Below are 19,878 nucleotides of genomic sequence, written 5' to 3' on the forward strand. Positions count from 1 at the left end.
TTAGTGTAATGCCTGTCTCGTCCATTACCACATCCCGGACTTACCTGACCCAGCAGCTGGGTGCGCTGAATGACAAGCTTGCGGAAAAGACTACGCAGCTTGCAAGCGGCAAGGTGGGATCGACCTACGGAGAAATCGGCGACCGGCGCTTGCTCGATATCGAGTTGACCCAGAAAGTCAGCATGATCGAAACCTACCAGCAGACGATCACGGTCGCGAACCTTCATCTAGAAACGGCGACGATGTCGCTGGAACGGCTCGAAGACATCCGGCGAGACGCCAAGTCGGCGCTCGATACCAACGACTTCGTCATTCAAGACGACGGGCAGACGCAGACGCAATCCCGCGCCGAGTTGCTGTTGAGCGAGACCCTGAATATTCTGAATACCGAGATCGCTGGCTATTATGTGTTTGGCGGCACGGATGCCATCAACGACCCTGTGGCGCCGCTCGATGACATCTTGAACGGGTCAGGGTCGCTGTCAGGACTGCGCGACTACATGGACGAGTTTGCGTCGGCCAACCTTGGGTCTGCCAACACCGGCAGAACGACGACCTCCGCTTTGACCACGAATTATGCAGGTCTGGTGCCGACAGATTCCACCTTCACGATCGCTGAGGACGGAGCGCACGACTTCGGATTTGATATCGCCTCGGTGACGTCCACACTATCCAATGTCGCTATCACCGGTCCGCTGGCAGCCGATCCGGACAGTTTCGATGTCCAGTTTACCGGTCAACCGGCCTTGGGCGAAACAATTTCCGTAGAACTGAGCCTGCCGCCCGATCACACCGAGACCATCTCGATTGAGTTCACTGCCGCTTCAAATACGGAAGAGGAGGGGACCTTTCAGATCGGTGCCGATCTTGAAGAAACTGCCCAGAACCTGCGAGACGCGCTGGCTACCGAGATCGAAGCACAAGCGCAAACAACGCTGCGGGCTGTCTCTGATGAATGGGCGGCAGAAGAGTTTTTCAGCACCTACAACGGTGAGGAGCCCCAGCGCATCGACGGCCCGCCCTATGACACGGCAACCGCACTGACTGCGGGTGGATCGACAACGGTGGAGTGGTACACCGGTCGCAATACAACAACAACAGACCCGAGAACCGACAAGAATGCTGTCGTCGACCGCAATCTAACGGTTGAATACGGGATGCGCGCGAACGAAACGCCTCTCAAGGAGTTGGTGCAGTCCCTGGCCGCATTTGTCGCTGCCGACTTTTCTGGCGGAACCCAGACTGACGAGGAATACTACAACGCGCTTTCTTCGAAACTTCGGACCACGCTGCAACCACCAGGTGTCGATCAATCGGGGATCGTCGATATGTCGACAGATATTGCCATCTCCTACCGAACCGCATCCCTGACCAACGACCGTCACGTTCAAATTAAAAGCAGTTACGAGGGAACGATTGCAGAGATTGAAGGTGTCGACAAAGATCAGCTGGCGGCGGAAATCCTCACGTTGCAAAACAATATCGAAGTTTCCTACAGGGCATCGTCGATTGTATTCAATCTGAGCCTCTCCGATTACCTCTGATCAGCTGTTCCGGGATCAACGGACAAGTCTGAAGCAAACAGGAATCAAAAAAGGCCGGTCGCGATACGCACCGGCCTTTTTTGATTTCGAAACTGTTTGCCTATTCGGGTTGGGCTCTTAGGCCTTCTGCAATGGCTCTGTTGATGCTGATAAGCGAAGAAACCTTGTTAGGGTCATCTGAAGACATCACACTCACGGTTTGCCTGAAAACGAAAACGCCCAGTGATGCGATGTTGTTTTTGATGTCCTGAGGCAACTGACTTTCAGCACCAGTCGCAGAGGTTACCAGAATTGTCCAAAGCTTTCGATTATAGGTGAGCACGTCGTCCTTTTCCGCGAGGGAGGCGTCTGCCCATTCATCCTTGATCAATTGAAGCCGGGCTGCGGCTTTCATCAGCAGATTCGCTTCCAGTTCCCTCGGTGACACTGCCACCTGGCTGGTCTTCTGATAAGCCTGCGCTGCCTGTTTGTACATGACCGATCAGCGTCCCTTCATACTCAATGAGCTTGCGTGCTTCTTTCAGTGCTTTATAGAAGGCGCCGGTTAGGATGGCGTTACTAATTCTTGTAACGTATGGAATCGTACTCGGTGCGGCCTTCACGATATCGTTGACGAGGGTGAAGTAGTTCTCCTGAATCCTCTCCAAGTCGGTAGACAGATACATCAGCTGCACGGCCAAATAGACCCGTTTGGCTGGCGTATCCGCAGTGGCCGGCGTGAGAATGTCCTTTTCTCGCAGAATAGGTGCCTGGCCTTCGATAAAAAGGCGAGTCCGCTGGTTATCATTCGTAATGACACTGTCACCAATGATAATTCGCTCGCCCGGTTTTAGCTCGACCTTGAGCGCCATTCTGTGACCTCCACACATGAGTATCGCCATGAAACGTTAACGAATTGGTTAACGACCATCACTGATACCTTAATGAAATTTACCAACTGTGTTAACCAAACAGGCTCAATACGCTCTGATCTGCCTGGTTCGCGAGGGACAGAGCGGTCGAGGAGAGCTGCTGGCGTGTCTGCAGAGCCAGCATGTTCGCACCTTCTTCGTTCATGTCGGCAATGGTGAGCTCACCTGCGCCGACCTCAAGCGTATTGATCAGATTCTGGGTAAAATCGGTTCGTACTTCAACAGTCGATAATGATGTACCCATTGCCCGAGCAGCCGATCTGAGTTCATCCAGTGCCGCATTGATTGCCTGAAGCGTCCTGTCGATATCTGTATCAGTTTTGAATTCAGAAGCTGCCGCAGACAGTCCAACAGTTCCCACAGTGCTTGCGAGTGTCGTCCTGTTGAAATCCGAATTGCTGCTGTCAATGTTGAACGAGACTTCACCAATCAGACTGATGCTTCCTCCAGAGAAAGAAGCATCTAGACCTTTGACATTGTCAATGAATGTCACCAGATCGCTGACGGTTGTTTCGGCGTCGATTTCAAGAGACGCAGGTTCAAACCCGTTACCGTCTGTGATTGTTATCGTATCACCAGCTTGAAAACCGCCGGAAACCACGAGAGTGGACGTGGAACTCAGGGCCGAAACCGACAGTGTCGAAGTCGTTCCACCGGTAGCGCTTCCGTCCGTAGCGGTGCCGCCGCCGGCATTGTCTTTCGAGATGGAGATCGCGTTATCAAGACCGGATGTAATCGATATTGAATCGGTTGCTTCATCAAAAGTTGCGTGCGCACCATTCAAATCATTTACAGCGTCAACGTAGTCTTGCACGGTCGTAATATCAGTACCGACAGTTAGCGTTGTTGTTCCTGAACTATCGGTAATTGTGACCTGATCACCGTTCGCCCAGTCACCTAAATCAGTCAAATTTGACGAAGCTTGCAGCCCAGTCATGGCCAATGTTGTTGAGCCACCGAACAGGTTGAATGAAGACGTCCCGGTTCCGCCGGGGTCAAGATCGTCCAGATTAAGACCGTCATCAAGTGATGTGTCTGTAAAATCGACTGGTTCGACTGTCAGATTGGATGTGCTGTCCTCGTTGAAGATAACTTCAAGTTCGTTGCCAGCGCCTGCTAGCAGGTTTTTACCTTTGTAGCTGGAATCACGGGCCATATCCTCGATCTGCTCGAGGAGGTCGTTGTACTGGCTTGTAAACTGCTTGCGTTCGTACTCACTCGACGTTTGGAGCGCTTGGTTGGCGATCGCTTTGGCCGATTCAACCAGTTTTGTGATCGATGTGATGCCCTTATCCGCAGCGCGAATAGTTTGAACGGCCTGTCCCATATTGTCCAAAAGATTGGAAAGATCGCTGGCTCTGTCGTTTAATGACTGCGCCGTAAAGAACGAATTGGGATTGTCGAGTGCCGTGTTTACTTTCAGGCCTGTGGCCAGGCGCGTTTGCGTGACTGATTGAAGATCGGCTGTTTGCTTCAGCGACAGGAGGTTGTCCCGGACCGCGCTTGAAAGAACAATATCAGGCATGAGACTTCACCGTTTTTCCTATTCAGTACTCTCAAAGGGGCGTACTTGTTGTTTCAAGATCAGGACGCTCCCTCGTCGTAAATCTAAATGGAAAGTTAAGCGGTCGTGCACTCATTAACCTGCTGTAAATAAAAGTTACCAAAAGCTTTCTTTTAACATATTGATTTTTCGTGTGATTTTTTTGAGTCGAAATTCAGTAATCGAGAATAAAAACAAAAACGGCGGACCGAGGGCCCGCCGTTTCTGATTGTCAGCTTGTGAGTCGTGCGTCTGACTGATTCTCTTTTTATTAGAAGAGAGATAGCACTGTCTGATCCGCCTGCGATGCGAAGGACAGTGATGTCGAAGCCAGCTGCTGACGGGTCTGAAGAGCCAGCAGGTTTGCACCTTCTTCGTTGGTATCAGCCAAGGTCAAGAGACCTGCACCTTCCTGCAAAGTATTGATCATCGTCTTTGTGTAGTCTTGACGGATCTCAACAGTCGAAAGGTTCGTACCGAATTCAGAAGCCTGGGATCTCAGGTTTGAAAGCGCAGTGTTCAACCTGTCTACAACCCGGTTGATGTCATTGTCAGTGGCAAACCCGCTGTCGCTGAGTGCTGAAACTGTGACGCCGGACGTGTTTGCTGTGAAGCCGCTGCTGGCGAAGTCAGTGTTGTCACTTGTAAGCGAGAGGTCTGTTTCTGACGTAATGTTCAACCGACCGGAGCCAGAGTCGAATGACGCGCTAACGCCGTTGAAATCATTCACGAAACTTTCGAGATCATCAACCGTTGTGTCGGCTTCAATTTCAAGCGATCCAAGCTCAAAATCGTTCCCGTCTGTCAAGGTCAATGTGTCGCCAACTGCAAATGATCCTGTTTCGGCAAGCAACGCACTTGTTGTTGCCAGAGCCGTTGCATCAACTGCAAATGTCGACAGCGCTGCTGAGTGTGTCGATGCATCGTCGGAGATATGAAAATCTTCGTCGCTATAGATCGTAAGCTCGCCACTTGTGTCGTCAAATTCTGCTCGCACACCTGCGACGGAATTCAATCCGTCAACTAGATCCTGTACAGTGGCGCCGCCAGTTACCGTTGAGCCCACAACTACATTAGGAGATGCCGCAGCATCAACAAATTCAAGTGTCATGCCCGCTGTGATGACGTTCGAATCTGAGAGTGCCGAACTGGAGTTGAGGGTCGATGTACCGTCGGTAAGAGTGATCGTTTGTTTGCCACCTTGCAAATCAAAGGAAGTCGCGCTTCCCTGACCTTCAGCCAGGTCCGAAAGGTTGAGACCGGTCGATAGGGCCGTATCGGTATAGTCGACGGCTTCGATGGTCAGCTTGGAGGTTGCATCTTCGTTGAAGATTGTCGTCAGGTCGTTGCCGTCGCCAGCGAGCAGGTTTTTACCCTTGTAGGAGCTGTCTTTCGCAACATCTTCGATCTGCTCAAGAAGATCGTTGTACTGTTCTGAGAATGTCTTGCGCTCATACTGACTTTGGGTCTGCAATGCCTGGTTGGCTTTGGCTTTCGCAGTTTCGACCAGGTCAGTGATGGTTTGAATACCTTTGTCGGCCGCCTTGATGGTCTGAAGCGATTGGCCCATGTCATCAAGCAAGTTGCTCAAATCGCTGGCACGTGAGTTCAGGCCGGATGCGGTGAAGAAGGAATTCGGATTGTCCAGCGCAGAATTCACTTTCAATCCAGTCGCCAGCTTGTTCTGGACGCCGGACATCATGTCTGCGGTGGATTGAAGTGTGAGAAGGTTCTGCCGCACGGCAGCTGACAGGGTGATGTCCTGCATCTGATAAATCCCTTTCCTGGGTCACAATGTACTTCTGCTCGTCCTGAGCAGGTTGATTAGGATCATCTCCTGTTAACCCTAATCATTGGTTAATTGGATCGCATTATAGGGTTAACGAGGTGTTAACGCCTTGAAGTCGATAGCGATTTTGGAAAGGGGCGGGGGAGAGGGCAGCTTTTGCGAACAAAGCGCCCAAAAGCAAAAAAGGCGAGCCGAAGCCCGCCTTTTCAGTGATGTTTTTGTGCCTGACTTAGAACAGTCGCAGCACGTTCTGGTCTGCCTGAGCTGCCAGAGACAGCGAAGTAGAGGCAAGAGATTGCTGGGTCTGCAGAGCCAGCAGATTTGCACCTTCTTCGTTTGTATCCGCCAGGGTCAGTTTGCCAGCACCTTCTTCCAACGTGTTGATCAGGGCATTCGTGAAGTCCTGCCGATTCTCAACGATGGAAAGGTTGGTACCAAACGTGGAAGCCTGTGCACGAAGCGTGTCCTGAGCCTTTGTCAGCGATGACAAAGTGCTTTCAATGTCCGAGTCGGTCGCGAATCCATTTGCCGTGGATGGCGTAACAGAAACGTCTGACTGTGCACCATCTGAGGACAGAGTGACGCCAATGTCAGCTTGAATAACAACACCTGTTCCAACGCTGGCGGAAACGTCGCTGCTGGAGTTGCCAATGAAATCAGACACGTCTTGAACCGTCGTCGATGCCGTGATTTCCAACGTACCAAGTTCAGTGCCGGTAGAATCAGTCAATGTCAGCGTGTCGCCAGCCGTAAAATCATCATCGGAGACGACAGTAGCATTTGCTGTCAACGCGGCAGCACCAGCAGTTCCGTTTGTCAGGGCCAGAGTAGCGGTTCCATCGGCAGCTGTTGCCAAATCTGAAAGATTCAGACCGGTAGAGGAGGTGGTGTCCGTATAGTCGATCGAAGAAATCGACAAAGAAGAAGTGCCATCTTCGTTGAATATGACCGAAAGGTCATTTCCGGTGCCGCCGAGCAGATTTTTGCCCTTGTAACCAGCATCCTTGGCCAGATCTTCGATCTGAGTCAGGAGCTCATTATACTCCGCAGCAAAATCCTTGCGTTCAGACTGACTGGACGTTTGCAGAGCCTGGTTTGCTTTAGCTTTTGCTGCATCTACGAGATCGGAGATCGCGCTGATGCCTTCGTCCGCTGCTTTCAGGGTTTGAACCGATTGGCCCATGTCATCAAGCAAGGTGGACAGATCGCTTGCACGGTTCTCAAGACCTTTTGCCGTGAAGAACGAATTCGGATTATCAAGAGCCGAATTCACTTTCTTGCCCGTTGCAAGTTTTTCTTGCACGGAGCTCATCAGCTGAGAAGTGGATTGAAGTGCGTTAAGGTTCGAGCGCACAGCACTCGAGATAGTGATGTCTGGCATTTTGTTTCCCTTCTAGGAATACGCGATAAAGAACCCTTCCTGGGTTCGACAGACATCAAGACGCTCAACAGGAAAACAACCTGTAAAGATATATGGTTAGCACACTTTAACCTTAATGATTGGTAAGCAAAACGAAGGCGGCGAACCGGTTGGTCGCCGCCTTCGTCAGTGTGTTTCGTTCCTGTGAAGGAGAGGGCTTAGAAGAGCCGCAGTACGTTCTGGTCTGCCTGAGCTGCCAGAGACAGCGAAGTCGAGGCAAGTGTCTGCTGGGTCTGAAGGGCCAGCAGGTTTGCACCTTCTTCATTTGTATCCGCCAGGGTCAGTTTGCCAGCGCCTTCTTCCAACGTGTTGATCAGGGCCTTGGTAAAGTCCTGCCGGTTCTCAACAATAGAAAGGTTGGTACCAAATGTGGATGCCTGAGCACGAAGAGTGTCTTGCGCCCGGGTGAGCGATGACAAAGTGCTTTCAATGTCCGAGTCGGTCGCGAATCCATTTGCCGTGGATGGCGTAACAGAAACGTCTGACTGTGCACCATCGGAAGACAGTGTGACGCCAATATCGGACTGGATAACAACGCCTGTACCGACGCTTGCAGAAATATCACTGCTAGAGTTGCCAATGAAATCAGACACGTCTTGAACCGTCGTCGATGCCGTGATTTCCAACGTACCAAGTTCAGTGCCGGTAGAATCAGTCAATGTCAGCGTGTCGCCAGCCGTAAAATCATCATCGGAGACGACAGTTGCATTTGCCGTCAGCGCAGCAGCACCAGCTGTACCGTTTGTCAGGGCCAGAGTAGCGGTTCCATCGGCAGCTGTTGCCAAATCTGAAAGATTCAGACCGGTAGAGGAGGTGGTGTCAGTGTAGTCGACTGCAGAAATCGACAGAGAAGACGAGCCGTCTTCGTTGAAAGTCACTGACAGGTCATTTCCGCTGCCACCAAGGAGGTTTTTACCCTTGTAACCAGCATCCTTTGCCAGATCTTCGATTTGGGTCAGGAGTTCATTGTATTCTGCCGAAAAGTCTTTGCGTTCAGACTGACTGGACGTTTGCAGAGCCTGGTTGGCTTTGGCTTTTGCTGCATCTACGAGATCGGAGATCGCGCTGATGCCTTCGTCCGCTGCTTTCAGGTTCTGAACCGACTGGCCCATGTCATCGAGCAGGGTGGACAGGTCGTTTGCACGGTTTTCAAGGCCTTGGGCCGTGAAGAAAGAATTCGGATTGTCCAGAGCCGAATTCACTTTTTTGCCGGTTGAAAGCCGTTCCTGCACGGAGCTCATCAGCTGAGAAGTAGCCTGAAGAGAATTGAGGTTCGTGCGCACCGCGCTAGAAATGGTGATATCACCCATCACAGAGTTCCTTCTGTAGTATTGACGCCATTCTTCCTGAATGACTTGGGAACACTGTCAGTTAAACTTATATCGAATCCTAAGTAATTTGGTTAGTGCGTTTTAACTTTAAGTATGTGTAAAAAAATATAGTTAATTTGCTTGGTTAATTCTTATTTTTTACTTATAGTTAAGGTAGAGTAAACCAGCTGATTCATAAGAAGAATCAGGGTGTTTTATTCTTAATTCAAAAAGTGGGGGGAGGGATTTGCCGGAAAGAGTGCTGTCAGATTCAGTGCCGAGATAGTCTTGAAACCGACTAACAAGCGTCGATGTACGCACCTTTCCGCGACTTTACTCCCGCGGAGAGCAGCTCTACACAGTGCTGTTAGCGTGACTTGAGGGCGATAGAATGCGCGCGAACTTCTTGTTAGGCCGTGCGTTCTAGGATCTGAGATCTCGGGGAGGGCTGCTGCTGATCTATTGTTTCTGCGTATGCGCGCAGCCTGCGAAGGGTTTCGCTTGGAACCTGGCGTACGACTTCACCTGTGTCGATGTTTGTGGCGACATAGATGAAGCTGCCGCTTTCCGGATCGGCAACATTTCGTCTCTCGAGCCGTTGAGCCTTGTCCTCAAACAAAGAACGCTCATTCTCATAAGTCGCAGATCGTTGACTGCCGGAAGATTCGCTAGACGGCGTAACTGTCTCTTCTGCAGGCAATTCGGTTGCCGCAGCAGATTGGTTTCTTTCCGGAGCCCGCGTAGCCGGCGTGATCGCCGTGTAGGTCGGCGATGGCGGCCGGGCAATTCCCGTATCCAACATCTTTCCCTCCGGGTTACGAAATACAAATACCCGTTACCTATGCAAGATAACGTATGGGAATGAATCCTCCGTTAACGGAATGATTAGATTTGGATAGACCTTTGCGTTGCAGGTTGTAGGTGTTCCTGATTCGTTGCCGTGCTTGGTTGCAGAGGAAAGTGCGCCTCAGGGAAACCTTCTATCCACACGCTTGAACAAAAAAGGCTCTCCGTAAGAGAGCCTTGTATTTGTTTGCAATTTTTGTTTCGCAGCGACGTGCTAGCGGCCTATAGCGCTTGATTGACTGCGATGCCTCGCGCTGATTGTGGGCCCTCGGGAGCTGCGCCGGTTCGGCCATATGTGGTTGGAGCCGTGGCGTTTTTAGCTCCCGCTGCCTTGGCAACAGTCGCGACCAGATTGGTGGCGACGTCCCGTGCCGTCGACAACACAGCCAAGTTTATTCTGAGAACCGGCTGAAACTCCCCATGCTGTCTTCTCAGTGACTGAGTGGCCGCCGGGGCGAGGTTGCCAAGAGCTACGGCATGTTCCTTGGCGGTCATCATTCCGCGCGTATATTCGTGGATCAGCCGTGCCTTGTCCGCTTGCAGCTCACCCGCTTCTTTCAGTTTCCCGGCTCTGACAAGGTCGGTTTCCATCTCTATCACCGACAGAAGTGCTTCCATTGTGCCAGACAATGCAGAACAAAAGCCTTCGGCTTCTTGAGGATTGCTCGGCCGATCAAGGGAAAACGGGAAAGAAGTGTTGTTCGGTTGAGCTGTCATCTGGACCCCTCCTGCAGAGCAATCAGTTCGCGTTCGACACTGTCGGCCAGCCCGATGCCGCCGGATTCAGCGATCGTACGAGCGTATTCGTCAATCAAGAGGCTTTGCCACGCATCTGCCCCATGACCCTTGCCCCAGGTTCCACCTTCGCCGAGCCCGGTGAACATGTTCTGAAGCATTGTGTTCAGGAACACGGCTTCGAATTCTTCAGCCGCCTGGCGGACTTCCGTCTTGTCAGAGGTAACGTTGTTTTGAGGATTGGTTTGCGGTGGCAGCTGGTTCAGAGCGGTCGAAAAAAGTTCCATGACTACAGCACCTCGATATCCGCTTGAAGAGCACCAGAGGCTTTGATTGCCTGCAGGATTGAAATCATGTCGCGAGGGCCGATGCCCAGGGCATTCAATCCGTCAACAAGTTGCTTCAAAGTGACTGTTTCAGGAACGATCGCGAGCTTTGTTCCATCCTCGTCCACACCAACCTCCGAGCGCGGCACAACTGCTGTCTGACCGTTTGCGAAGGGAAGAGGTTGAGATACTTGCGGCGATTCTGCAATCGTTACAGTCAAGTTGCCCTGTGCGACCGCAACCATCGAAACCTTCACATCCTGCCCCATCACGATAATGCCGGAGTTTTCATCGATCACGATCCTGGCTGCCAAATCCGGTTCGACGATCAACTGTTCGATGTCGGTCAAAAGATCGACAATGTTGCCATCGTATTGACGTGGAAGATCAAGGCGAACTGTCGATGGATCCAACGGTTCCGCCGTTGGCATGCCGATGAGTTCGTTGATGGAAAGTGCGATCCGGCGCGCCGTTGTCAGGTCGGGATTGCGAAGGGCGAGACGCAGTGTAGTCAGAGACGCGAGCCTGAACTCCAGTTCCCGTTCAACAAGGCCGCCGTTTGCGATCCGGCCAGATGTCGGCACGCCGCGTACGACCGACGCTGCATCGGCCTGGGCGGAGAAACCACCGATTGCAACAGATCCTTGTGCAATAGCATAGACTTCGCCATCGGCACCGACCAGCGGCGTCACAAGGAGCGTTCCACCTTGCAGCGATTCAGAATCGCCAAGTGCACTCACATTGACGTCTATCCGGGTTCCCTGCGTGGCAAAGGGCGGCAGGTTTGCCGTAACCATCACTGCCGCGACCGTGTCGGTATTCAGATCCACGTTTCTTGTGTTGACGCCCAACCGTTCAAGCATTGCCTGCAGGCTCTGCTGGGTAAACGGGGCATTGTTAAGCGAGTCGCCGGTGCCGTTCAGGCCGACAACAAGACCGTAGCCGATCAACTGGTTTTCACGAATTCCCTCAAAGTCGGCGATATCCTTGATCCGGGAAGCTGCTGACGCCGGCGTCAAAAGCCAGACGGTCACTGCGCAAAGGACCATAAACAGCAGCGTAAGCTGCGTTTTCCATCCAGAATGTGTTTTGCCCGTCTGTCGCATAAGCTGTTTCTGATCCGTCTCGTAAACCCTGGTCAAACCTGGCGGTTCGCTTGTTTGCCAATTGCGTAATGCGAGAGCCGTGCCAGTTTTCCAAGTGTGTTCGGACATGGATAAAAAATGACGGGATTCTGCGCCGGATGCTGGTATGTTTGTGGCGATATCCACGCAAACTTCAGGTATTGAGTTGATGAAACGCCTTGTGGGCCCGGCAAATATTGCCTGATGTGCAAGGACTCATTTACCCTTACCGGCAGAATCTGACAGGCTCCGGGAACGCGCAATCAACTTGGTGCCATTTGTGCCGCAAGGCGGACTGGAAGAACCAATATGCGGATTACAGGCAATAAACCGATCACAGGCGTGCAGGGCAGGGGCGCAAAAAAGCGAACCGACGCAGGTTCGGATAGTTTTGCGCCTGATTTGGGTTCTGAGGTAACTCAAAGCGCGCAAACTGCAGGCGGCGCGGCAATCCAGGGGATGGACGCATTGCTCGCCTTGCAGGAAGTCGATGCGCTTTCAGAGCGGCGCAGGAAAGCGGCCAAACACGGACATCAGCTGTTGGATAACCTTGAAACTCTTCGGGCCGACCTTCTTGGAGGACATCTATCTGAAGACCGCCTGGAGCTGCTGTCTCGTCAGGTGTCGGACCGCCAGAACAGCGGCGATCCGCAGGTCGATTCGGTTCTTGAAGAGATCGAATTGCGAGTGAAAGTGGAACTTGCAAAGCTCGGCCGATTCCCGGATTGAAGCCCATCGTCCCAAATCAAAATTTCCATCTAAATGCGTGCAATTCGGTGCAACAGGTTGAAAGTTATTAACTTTCTTTAATCTGTGTTTTCGCAAATGAACCGTTGTCGACTGGAGGAACCGGCTATATATTGCGCCCGGCATAACGGTAAACCGGAGCTATCGATGACGGTTGAAATTGAGTCTGAATATCGACCCTCGGAAGACGAGCCGTTCATGAACGACAGGCAGCGTGAGTATTTTCGAAACAAGCTGCTTGCCTGGAAGGAAGAGATCCTGAAAGAGAGCAAAGAGACGCTCACAAATCTTCAGGAAGAAAGCCAGAACCATCCCGATTTTGCTGACCGTGCGTCGTCTGAAACGGATCGCTCGATTGAGCTGCGTGCCCGGGACCGTCAACGGAAACTGATTTCGAAGATCGATGACGCTTTGGAACGTATTGCGGACGGGAGTTATGGCTATTGCGAGGAGACTGGCGAACCGATTGCAATTCGGCGCCTGGAAGCTCGACCGATTGCGACCCTGTCCATTGAGGCTCAGGAAGCGCATGAACGTCGGGAAAAGGTCTATCGCGACGACTGAATTCCGGAAAACGGCCGATCCGCTGAACTACAAGGCGGATCCGAAAGACTTTCAGAACCTTCCCTAAACGGGAAGGTTTTTTTTGTTCTGATGTCCGAATGTCGGACCCATGGCACGTGGCAACTGAAATTGCTCACGTCGCACAGGAAAGCCCGGGCGGGCCTCCAAGCCCGCCCAAGTGGTCTGATGACAGCTTGCTCAGAAACTGAGAGAGCAAACCTACAACTCTCCAATATCAGAGCTTGATGCGATACTGAGCGAAACCGTCTGTTCCGTCGCCAGCAGGCTCAATGCTGACACCTTCAACGGAACCGGCATGCTCAGTACCGCCCGGGCCCGTTTCGAACAAAACCGTGGTGTCCGGCACAGGTTTGAACGACCAGTTTGCGTCCGCAGACGGGTTGATGGTGCCCTGTTCGACGATAAAGCGCACGAGAACGTCCCGGTTGGTGTCCGGTCCAACGAAAACGACAACATCGTCATTGATGCCGGGGAAATTTCCGCCGCCGCCAGCACGGTAATTGTTGGTGGCGACAACAAATGTGTCGTCCATATTGAGCGGTTCACCATTGAATTCAATCTTGACGATGCGGTTGGCGTCCGGATTGATCAATTCACCATTCGGGTCGTATTTCGATGGCTGGGTAAGGTCGATCTCGTAAGTGATGCCATCAATGACGTCGAAATTGTAGCTCGGAAATTCCGGGTTGATCAGCGGCTGATCTTTGCCGCCTTCCTCTACCTGCTGGAAAATCCCTGCAGATCTTTCAAGCCACTCCTTGACCGTGCTTCCCTTAATGGCAACGGCGCGCACCGTGTTTGGGTAGAGGTAAAGGTCTGCAACATTCTTGATGGCAACGTCGCCGACAGGAACATCGGTGTAATAGTCCGGACCGCCGCGACCTCCCGCTTTGAAGGGAGCTGCTGCGGAGAGGATTGGCAGGCCTTCCCACTCCGTGCCCTTCATCATCTGATCAATGTACCAGGTCTGGGCTTGTGAAACGATCTGGACACTCGGATCATCTGCGACGAGTGCAAAATAAGAGTGAAGCGGTGCAGATGTCTTGCCAACCGGTCGCCTAACGTAGGCAAGGGTTGCTTCGTGATCTTCCTTGACGGCGTCGAGAACGTCCTGCTGGCTTTCGACCAGAGGCGTGACCTTGCGACCTTCTTTTTCGTAGATCGGGCGTGCTTCTGTCATGAAGTTGGCGATCCGCCATCCATTGCCGTCCCTTTCGACCATCAGATCGATAACGCCAAGATGCGAGCCCCAGAAGCCACCCATTGCGGCCGGTTTCCCGAAGAGCGTGCCTTTTTCAAAGTCGACACCCGGGAGACCTTCGTAGTCGGGACCTGGGAAAACGCGGTGATGGTGACCCGTAAAGACCGCATCAATGCCGTCAACCGCCGCCAGGTGCAGCGATGCATTTTCCATGCCTTCGGAATAGTCGGTTGCATCAATGCCCGAGTGGGAAAGTGCTATTACAAGGTCACAGCCCTGTTCACGCATCTCCGGAACGAATGCCTTGGCAGCGTCGACAATGTCGCGTGCATTGGCATTCCCCTCAAGATGTCGCCTGTCCCAGTTCATGATCTGTGGTGGAACGAAGCCGATAAAACCGATCTTGATCGGGTGGGACTGACCGGCACCGTCGGTGACTTCCTTTTCGACGATTACGTAGGGCTTCAGGAACAGGTCGTCTCCACGTGCATTTGAGGCAAGTGTCGTACCCTTGACCAGGTTGGCACAAACTATGGGGAAATTGGCGCCATTGAGGACTTTCATCATGAAGTCCAGGCCATAATTGAATTCATGGTTGCCGAGTGCAGCCGCGTCGAAATCAAGGACATTCATTCCCTTGATTACCGGATGCATGTCGCCTTCGCGCATGCCGCGCTCATAGGCAACAAAATCACCCATGGGGTTGCCTTGGAGAAAGTCTCCATTGTCGACCAGGACAGAGTTGGTTGCCTCGTCGCGGATCTGCCGGATCAATGTGGCTGTCCGCGCCAATCCTGCCGTATCGATTGGACGATCGCTATAATAATCATAAGGAAAAACATGAACGTGGAGATCCGTTGTCTCCATCAGGCGGATATGGGCAGTGCCTTCTTTGGCCAGCACGGAGTAAGGATGAAGTACAGCGGAGAAGCCCGTTGCCGCGGCGCCCATAAGCAATGTACGGCGGGATAAGGATAGATTTTTGATGCTGGACATCTGGAGGCTCCTTGTCGGCTTTGAGGCCGGTCTTTTGGTTTGATGCAATCAGAAACAACGGCAGAAACCTGGGGCATTCTTCCCTTCAGGGTCCAAATACCCCAGCTCCTGGCTGAACCCGGTTTTGCGCTGCCGGAGTTACAACTTTATGACGGCAAAACTGCGACTGTCACTCGCGAAATGGCCGGACGCCAAAGATCAAGTCAACTGCCGATCTTTTCCGCCATAACCGAGATCGTCTGAACGTAGACGCTGGCTTTGTTCCACTTCTTCAGAACCCGATAGTTCGCCGTTCCAGGTCCCCATGGTTGACCGCGGCGCCAACCGTGTTTTTGGAGGTAGTTGGCGGTGGAAGCCAGTACATCGGGAATTGAGCGAACGAGGTCCCGCTTGCCATTTCGGTCCCAATCGACTGCGTATTTCATGTAGGAAGAGGCGAGAAATTGGGTCTGACCGATTTCTCCGGCCCAGGCGCCTTTCATTTCGGCGGGGGTCATGTCACGGCGTTGAACAATCATCAAAGCGTTCACAAGCTCGTTCGTGAAGAACTTTGACCGCCTGCAATCGTAAGCAAGAGTTGCCAACGAACGCAGGACCGACATGTTTCCGGAAAAGCTGCCATAATTGGTTTCCAGTCCCCAGATCGCCAGGATCACTGGTGCCGGGACGCCGTATTTGCGCTCAATCCCATTGAAGATACGGGCATAAGTCTTGCCCAGCTTCTGCCCGCGCTTGATCATCGCATTGTTGACCCGCTTGGCATAAAACTGCTTGAAACTCAGCTTGAATGACTTCTGGTTCCGGTCTAGCCGGACAACCTTTTTGTTGTAGGTGAGGCCCTGAAGTGCCTTCTTCACGACACGCTCTTTCAAACCATAGCTTGAAGAGTTTGCGATGAAGGATTGTTTCCAGGCTTCGTAGCCACCCGGCCCATTGCCACACGTGGCGCTCAAGGCTGGCGTGACGCTCATGAAAAGGATTGTAAAGAGAGAGAATAGAGCAATGCGCATGGGGACCCCGTCGAGCCGATAAACTTATGGTCTTAGTGTAGCTGAAATTACCTTCACGTCATCCCGACAATCGGGCAAAAGCGATCACATCATTTTTGTTTCCGGCAGAATGTTTGGGCAGTCGAACACTGTCAGACTGTTATTGCCCAAGTTGTCGGAGAGCCGGAAACTAAGAGAACGGGCATGGCGCTCAGGGAGCGAGACGCCATGCCCGTCATCAGCCGATATCTGCAACGCTTCTAGAACACGTCACCGACAGCCGGCCGGGGGACTGAAGAAGCGATCAGCGTTAGAACGGCAACAAGATGTCCAAAACCTGATTGCCGACGCGTGGTTGCTGAACCGTCGTGATCTGTCCGCGGCCACCGTAGCCAATGCGGGCTTCAGCAATTTGTTCGCTGGCAATGCGGTTGTTTGCAGTGATGTCTTCCGGCCTGACGATGCCGGCAACGATCAACTCACGAACCTCGAAGTTGACCCTGACTTCCTGACGGCCTTCGATTACCAGGTTGCCGTTCGGCAGAACCTGGGTCACGACGGCTGCGATCGTTGTCTCGAGGGTTTCTTCTCTGTCGACGCTGCCTTGACCCTGGAATGTGGAATTGCTGTTCACGTTCGCAAGATCGCTTGCCGCGGTGGTCGCAGGCATAAAGATTGTGTCGATTGCGGTGCCAAGAGCGCCTCCAACACCGGCGCCACTGGCTTCTGTGCGGCTGCGTTCGGTCTCGTTGTCGATCTGCGCTTCGTCGTCGATGGTGACAACGACTGTGAGAATGTCGCCTACCTGGCTCGCGCGCTGATCCTTGAAAAACGCCCGGCTGCCGGATTGCCACAGGGAATTCGGATTGTAGTGGGCTTGCTGGGGTTCAGGCATCGGCATCTGCACGGGCCGATAGCCAGGCTGTGTTGTTGGGTCTTGAATGGCATTCAGCGAGGGCTGTTTGCCCACTTCGGCAAGCTGATCTGCGGTGCTGCAGCCTGCGGCGAGGGCGGCGAGCGCAATGCCCGCCAGCATTTTTTTGTGAGAAGTGCTCAACATCAATTGGTCTCGCTGTTCAGGCTTGCAACGATGGGATTGGCGGCATGTACACGTACGTGGCCGCGTGAAGTGATGGTTGCAGGGACGATGCGCCGTGACTGCAGGTTCATCACATCGATGACGTCACCTTTTGCGCCTTCATCGATGGCCTTGGCTCGTGAGGTCAGCTTCATGCCGGGCATTTCGAAAGTGACTGTGACTTTCTCTCCCCGGTCCACGAGGATCGGGCGCTGGAAGTTTCTCCGGGCCAGAGGCACATTGGCGCGCAGGTTCACGCGTGCTGCCATCCCGACAATGCTGTCAGCATCGATCAGTGCTCCGGACGGAACTTTCGTTCTTGCCATGCGGATTGTGACCAGATCCTCTTCCCTGAGGACGTCCTCCCGCTGCAACGGCTGGGCGAGGGCAGCCACATGCACCATCTCGATTGCAGTCCCAAGAAGGATCAATGGTTCGGTGCCATGTTCCACAGCCACTGTTGCGCGGAGCTTGAAGTGTCCTGTGGTTTGCGACCAGTCGAAGCCATCAACGCGAACCGGATCCTGAACCTTCGGGTCAGCAAGAATGCGATCCGGCGCCTGGGTCAGTTTGATCTCCAGGTTTTTCGGATCGATGCCGGCAACCCGCGCTGCAAGAGCGGAGCGAACGAGCCCGGACAGCTGATCGCGGTTCAATGTGGTTGCGCCCCTATGAACGACCACGGTGCGCAAGCCATCGGTTCCTGCATTCTGTAGTCCGGCGGCGCGGGCGCGATCAGCAACCTGCTGAGCCGGTACGTTGCCCGATGTTCCCATATCTGGAGACCGGAACAATGGTTTGGAGGCCAGGAGACCCGCATTTGAATAGAAATCGCCAACTGTCACGATCTCTGACAAGGTCATGACCTGAGAGCGCAGCACCGGGCGGTCATCCGCTAAGGATGCGGCGCTGGTGATCGCCACCAGTAGAAAGCCGCCGATGGCCTTTTTCAGATATTTCATCATATCAGCCATCCCACTTAGCGGAGGTTCGTGGTGGTGGAGTACATCTCGTCAGCGGCCTGGATGATCTGTGAGTTCATCTCGTAAGCACGCTGGGCGGAGATCAGGTCGGCGATCTCGGTCACAGCGTCGACATTGGCCATTTCAAGAAAATACTGCTGAACGCTGCCAAACCCCTGATCGCCGGGGTTTCCATTTTCAGCAGCGCCACTGGCGTCTGTTTCGAGGAACAAGTTGTCACCAATGGCTTCCAGACCGGCCTTGTTCACGAACCGGGCCAGCTGAAGCTGACCGAGCTGGACTGTGTTGCCGCCCTGGTCAACACCCTGGACAACTCCGGTGTTGGATATCGTGATGTCCTGCGTGTTCTCCGGAATGGTAATGCCTGGATTGATCGTGTAGCCATCAACGGTCACCAGCTGGCCGTTTGCGTCGCGCTCAAAGGAGCCGTCGCGTGAGTAGGCGGTCGTACCGTCCGGAAGATCAATTTGGAAGAAACCTTCTCCGCGAATGGCAACGTCCAGTTCCTTGCTGGTCTGTTCCAGAGAGCCCTGGGACATGATGCGTGCGGTTGAAGCCAGCTTCACGCCGGACCCGATCTGAATGCCGGTCGGAACGATCGTGCCGGCTTCTGAAGTCTCCGTGCCCATGCGGCGCAGGTTTTGGTAGAGAAGGTCCTGAAAGTCGGCGCGCTGTTTCTTGAAGCCGGTCGTGCGCATGTTGGCGACGTTGTTCGAGATGACCTCGACGTTCAGTTCCTGGGCCTTCATGCCCGTTGCGGCGATATGGAGTGCTTTCATTTTTCTGCTTCCCTAAAGCGCGTCAGGCCTGAAATCTGCCGAGTGTGGAAATGGCTTGCTGTCTCAACTCATCGAGGTCTTTGACAACTTTTGAAGTCGCGTTGTAGGCGCGGGTAACTTCGACAAGACGCGTCACCTCGGTGACGCCATAGACATTGGAGTTTTCGAAAGCACCCTGAACCATGCGTGGTGCCAGAACAGGTTCCGCATCTTCGCCCTTGAAGAGCGTGTCGCCGATTTTTTCCAGCTCACGTACATCTTCAAAATCGACGACGCGGATCTTGCCACGAATGCCAAGCTCGGTTGCGATTGTTCCGTCTTCCGTGATCTGTACGCCGCCATCTTCAACGGAGAAGGTGATCGGACCGCCTTCGGTCATGACGGGCTCGCCGCCCGCAGTCACCAGTTGCCCGGTGTCATCGAGATGGAATGTGCCGCTGCGTGTGTAGGCTTCAGTGCCATCAGGCATCTGCACAACGAAAAAACCGTCGCTGTTCAAAGCAAGGTCAAAGTCGTTGCCGGTCGTCTTGATCGAGCCGGGTGTGAAGTCGGTCCGCGTCGTGAACATATCGACGTAGGATATGGTCTGGTCCGCCGGCTCGAAGGCGGACCCTTCGGCGATCGGCATCAGGTATTCTGTAAAATGCAAGTTCTGCGATTTGAAGCCCGATGTGTTCAGGTTCGCCATGTTGTTGGCGATCACATCAAGATGATTCCGCAAGATCGATTGCCTTGATAAGGCGACTAACTGAGCGTTCTCCATGGTGAACGTATCCCTTCATGCTCCCCGATGAGCCGGCCAAATCTCCCCAGATCTGCGGGCTCGTTAAGGTTAATGCACGAGGCGTGCCAGTTTTTAAATCCTTGGGAAATCTGGGTAAAAGCCAAACGAGGCGGATGCGTGCGGCAAGAGATTCCGGCAGAAATTAACCGCTTGGCAATTTTTGCCCGGTGACTCGCGTTAATGGCTTG

The 19,878-nt window shown here is 53.2% G+C and carries 19 protein-coding genes; 3 read left to right on the forward strand and 16 right to left on the reverse strand.

Annotated elements, in window-relative coordinates; all coding sequences use genetic code 11:
- Positions 1–8 precede the first annotated feature (8 nt).
- Positions 9–1,544: a flagellar protein gene (locus K1718_RS11000; protein WP_265684430.1), complete on the forward strand. Its 1,536-nt coding sequence runs from the start codon at positions 9–11 to the stop codon at positions 1,542–1,544.
- 100 nt (positions 1,545–1,644) lie between these two features.
- Here the strand turns inward: K1718_RS11000 and flaF are convergent, their stop codons facing one another.
- From flaF to K1718_RS11050, 10 genes are all read right to left on the reverse strand, one after another.
- Entirely contained in the window at positions 1,645–2,019 is a 375-nt protein-coding gene (gene flaF, locus K1718_RS11005) for a flagellar biosynthesis regulator FlaF (RefSeq protein WP_152500962.1), read from the reverse strand.
- Positions 1,901–2,395: a flagellar biosynthesis repressor FlbT gene (flbT, locus tag K1718_RS11010; protein WP_152500963.1), complete on the reverse strand. Its 495-nt coding sequence runs from the start codon at positions 2,393–2,395 to the stop codon at positions 1,901–1,903. The genes flaF and flbT overlap by 119 nt, the downstream gene beginning before the upstream one ends.
- Before the next feature lie 91 nt (positions 2,396–2,486).
- On the reverse strand, positions 2,487–3,980 hold the full coding sequence (locus tag K1718_RS11015) for a flagellin N-terminal helical domain-containing protein (RefSeq protein ID WP_265684431.1): 1,494 nt from the start codon (positions 3,978–3,980) through the stop codon (positions 2,487–2,489).
- Positions 3,981–4,269: 289 nt separating this feature from the next.
- Entirely contained in the window at positions 4,270–5,766 is a 1,497-nt protein-coding gene (locus K1718_RS11020) for a flagellin N-terminal helical domain-containing protein (protein ID WP_265684432.1), read from the reverse strand.
- A gap of 250 nt (positions 5,767–6,016) precedes the next feature.
- Positions 6,017–7,168: a flagellin N-terminal helical domain-containing protein gene (locus tag K1718_RS11025; protein ID WP_265684433.1), complete on the reverse strand. Its 1,152-nt coding sequence runs from the start codon at positions 7,166–7,168 to the stop codon at positions 6,017–6,019.
- A gap of 197 nt (positions 7,169–7,365) precedes the next feature.
- On the reverse strand, positions 7,366–8,517 hold the full coding sequence (locus K1718_RS11030; RefSeq protein WP_265684434.1) for a flagellin N-terminal helical domain-containing protein: 1,152 nt from the start codon (positions 8,515–8,517) through the stop codon (positions 7,366–7,368).
- A 409-nt stretch (positions 8,518–8,926) separates the two neighbouring features.
- Positions 8,927–9,319 (reverse strand): hypothetical protein, encoded by a 393-nt coding sequence (locus tag K1718_RS11035; RefSeq protein WP_265684435.1) that lies wholly within the window; start codon positions 9,317–9,319, stop codon positions 8,927–8,929.
- 266 nt (positions 9,320–9,585) lie between these two features.
- Positions 9,586–10,080, reverse strand: a complete 495-nt coding sequence (locus K1718_RS11040) for a flagellar protein FlgN (RefSeq protein WP_265684436.1) — start codon at positions 10,078–10,080, stop codon at positions 9,586–9,588.
- A complete protein-coding gene (locus tag K1718_RS11045) occupies positions 10,077–10,385 on the reverse strand; it encodes a rod-binding protein (protein ID WP_152500969.1) in 309 nt (102 codons plus the stop codon). Before K1718_RS11045 ends, K1718_RS11040 begins: the two co-directional genes overlap by 4 nt.
- Positions 10,386–10,387: 2 nt before the next feature.
- Positions 10,388–11,473, reverse strand: coding sequence for a flagellar basal body P-ring protein FlgI (locus tag K1718_RS11050; RefSeq protein WP_152504236.1), 1,086 nt, complete (start codon positions 11,471–11,473; stop codon positions 10,388–10,390).
- Positions 11,474–11,857: 384 nt separating this feature from the next.
- Between K1718_RS11050 and K1718_RS11055 the strand changes: the two genes are divergently transcribed.
- Together K1718_RS11055 and dksA are read left to right on the forward strand one after the other, a co-directional pair.
- A complete protein-coding gene (locus K1718_RS11055; protein ID WP_152500970.1) occupies positions 11,858–12,277 on the forward strand; it encodes a flagellar assembly protein FliX in 420 nt (139 codons plus the stop codon).
- A 165-nt stretch (positions 12,278–12,442) separates the two neighbouring features.
- Positions 12,443–12,859 (forward strand): RNA polymerase-binding protein DksA, encoded by a 417-nt coding sequence (gene dksA, locus K1718_RS11060; protein ID WP_152500971.1) that lies wholly within the window; start codon positions 12,443–12,445, stop codon positions 12,857–12,859.
- A gap of 235 nt (positions 12,860–13,094) precedes the next feature.
- Here dksA and K1718_RS11065 read toward each other — a convergent pair whose 3' ends face one another.
- From K1718_RS11065 to K1718_RS11090, 6 genes are all read right to left on the reverse strand, one after another.
- On the reverse strand, positions 13,095–15,077 hold the full coding sequence (locus K1718_RS11065) for a bifunctional 2',3'-cyclic-nucleotide 2'-phosphodiesterase/3'-nucleotidase (RefSeq protein ID WP_265684437.1): 1,983 nt from the start codon (positions 15,075–15,077) through the stop codon (positions 13,095–13,097).
- Positions 15,078–15,280: 203 nt separating this feature from the next.
- On the reverse strand, positions 15,281–16,087 hold the full coding sequence (locus tag K1718_RS11070; RefSeq protein ID WP_265684438.1) for a lytic murein transglycosylase: 807 nt from the start codon (positions 16,085–16,087) through the stop codon (positions 15,281–15,283).
- 289 nt (positions 16,088–16,376) lie between these two features.
- Positions 16,377–17,126, reverse strand: coding sequence for a flagellar basal body L-ring protein FlgH (gene flgH, locus K1718_RS11075; RefSeq protein ID WP_152500973.1), 750 nt, complete (start codon positions 17,124–17,126; stop codon positions 16,377–16,379).
- Entirely contained in the window at positions 17,126–18,109 is a 984-nt protein-coding gene (gene flgA / locus K1718_RS11080; protein ID WP_265684439.1) for a flagellar basal body P-ring formation chaperone FlgA, read from the reverse strand. Before flgA ends, flgH begins: the two co-directional genes overlap by 1 nt.
- A gap of 14 nt (positions 18,110–18,123) precedes the next feature.
- Positions 18,124–18,906: a flagellar basal-body rod protein FlgG gene (gene flgG / locus K1718_RS11085; RefSeq protein ID WP_152500975.1), complete on the reverse strand. Its 783-nt coding sequence runs from the start codon at positions 18,904–18,906 to the stop codon at positions 18,124–18,126.
- Between the two features lie 22 nt (positions 18,907–18,928).
- The gene (locus K1718_RS11090) at positions 18,929–19,627 is read right to left on the reverse strand and encodes a flagellar hook-basal body complex protein (protein WP_209006901.1); all 699 of its coding nucleotides are present in this window, start codon (positions 19,625–19,627) and stop codon (positions 18,929–18,931) included.
- Positions 19,628–19,878 lie beyond the last annotated feature (251 nt).

Source organism: Roseibium porphyridii, assembly GCF_026191725.2.
In the GTDB taxonomy this organism is placed as follows: Bacteria; Pseudomonadota; Alphaproteobacteria; order Rhizobiales; family Stappiaceae; genus Roseibium; species Roseibium porphyridii.

Coding starts and splice junctions, on each gene's coding strand:
- K1718_RS11000 (WP_265684430.1), top strand. CDS start 9: ATGCCTGTCTCGTCCATTACCACATCCCGGACTTACCTGACCCAGCAG.
- flaF (WP_152500962.1), bottom strand. CDS start 2,019: ATGTACAAACAGGCAGCGCAGGCTTATCAGAAGACCAGCCAGGTGGCA.
- flbT (WP_152500963.1), bottom strand. CDS start 2,395: ATGGCGCTCAAGGTCGAGCTAAAACCGGGCGAGCGAATTATCATTGGT.
- K1718_RS11015 (WP_265684431.1), bottom strand. CDS start 3,980: ATGCCTGATATTGTTCTTTCAAGCGCGGTCCGGGACAACCTCCTGTCG.
- K1718_RS11020 (WP_265684432.1), bottom strand. CDS start 5,766: ATGCAGGACATCACCCTGTCAGCTGCCGTGCGGCAGAACCTTCTCACA.
- K1718_RS11025 (WP_265684433.1), bottom strand. CDS start 7,168: ATGCCAGACATCACTATCTCGAGTGCTGTGCGCTCGAACCTTAACGCA.
- K1718_RS11030 (WP_265684434.1), bottom strand. CDS start 8,517: ATGGGTGATATCACCATTTCTAGCGCGGTGCGCACGAACCTCAATTCT.
- K1718_RS11035 (WP_265684435.1), bottom strand. CDS start 9,319: ATGTTGGATACGGGAATTGCCCGGCCGCCATCGCCGACCTACACGGCG.
- K1718_RS11040 (WP_265684436.1), bottom strand. CDS start 10,080: ATGACAGCTCAACCGAACAACACTTCTTTCCCGTTTTCCCTTGATCGG.
- K1718_RS11045 (WP_152500969.1), bottom strand. CDS start 10,385: ATGGAACTTTTTTCGACCGCTCTGAACCAGCTGCCACCGCAAACCAAT.
- K1718_RS11050 (WP_152504236.1), bottom strand. CDS start 11,473: ATGGTCCTTTGCGCAGTGACCGTCTGGCTTTTGACGCCGGCGTCAGCA.
- K1718_RS11055 (WP_152500970.1), top strand. CDS start 11,858: ATGCGGATTACAGGCAATAAACCGATCACAGGCGTGCAGGGCAGGGGC.
- dksA (WP_152500971.1), top strand. CDS start 12,443: ATGACGGTTGAAATTGAGTCTGAATATCGACCCTCGGAAGACGAGCCG.
- K1718_RS11065 (WP_265684437.1), bottom strand. CDS start 15,077: ATGTCCAGCATCAAAAATCTATCCTTATCCCGCCGTACATTGCTTATG.
- K1718_RS11070 (WP_265684438.1), bottom strand. CDS start 16,087: ATGCGCATTGCTCTATTCTCTCTCTTTACAATCCTTTTCATGAGCGTC.
- flgH (WP_152500973.1), bottom strand. CDS start 17,126: ATGTTGAGCACTTCTCACAAAAAAATGCTGGCGGGCATTGCGCTCGCC.
- flgA (WP_265684439.1), bottom strand. CDS start 18,109: ATGATGAAATATCTGAAAAAGGCCATCGGCGGCTTTCTACTGGTGGCG.
- flgG (WP_152500975.1), bottom strand. CDS start 18,906: ATGAAAGCACTCCATATCGCCGCAACGGGCATGAAGGCCCAGGAACTG.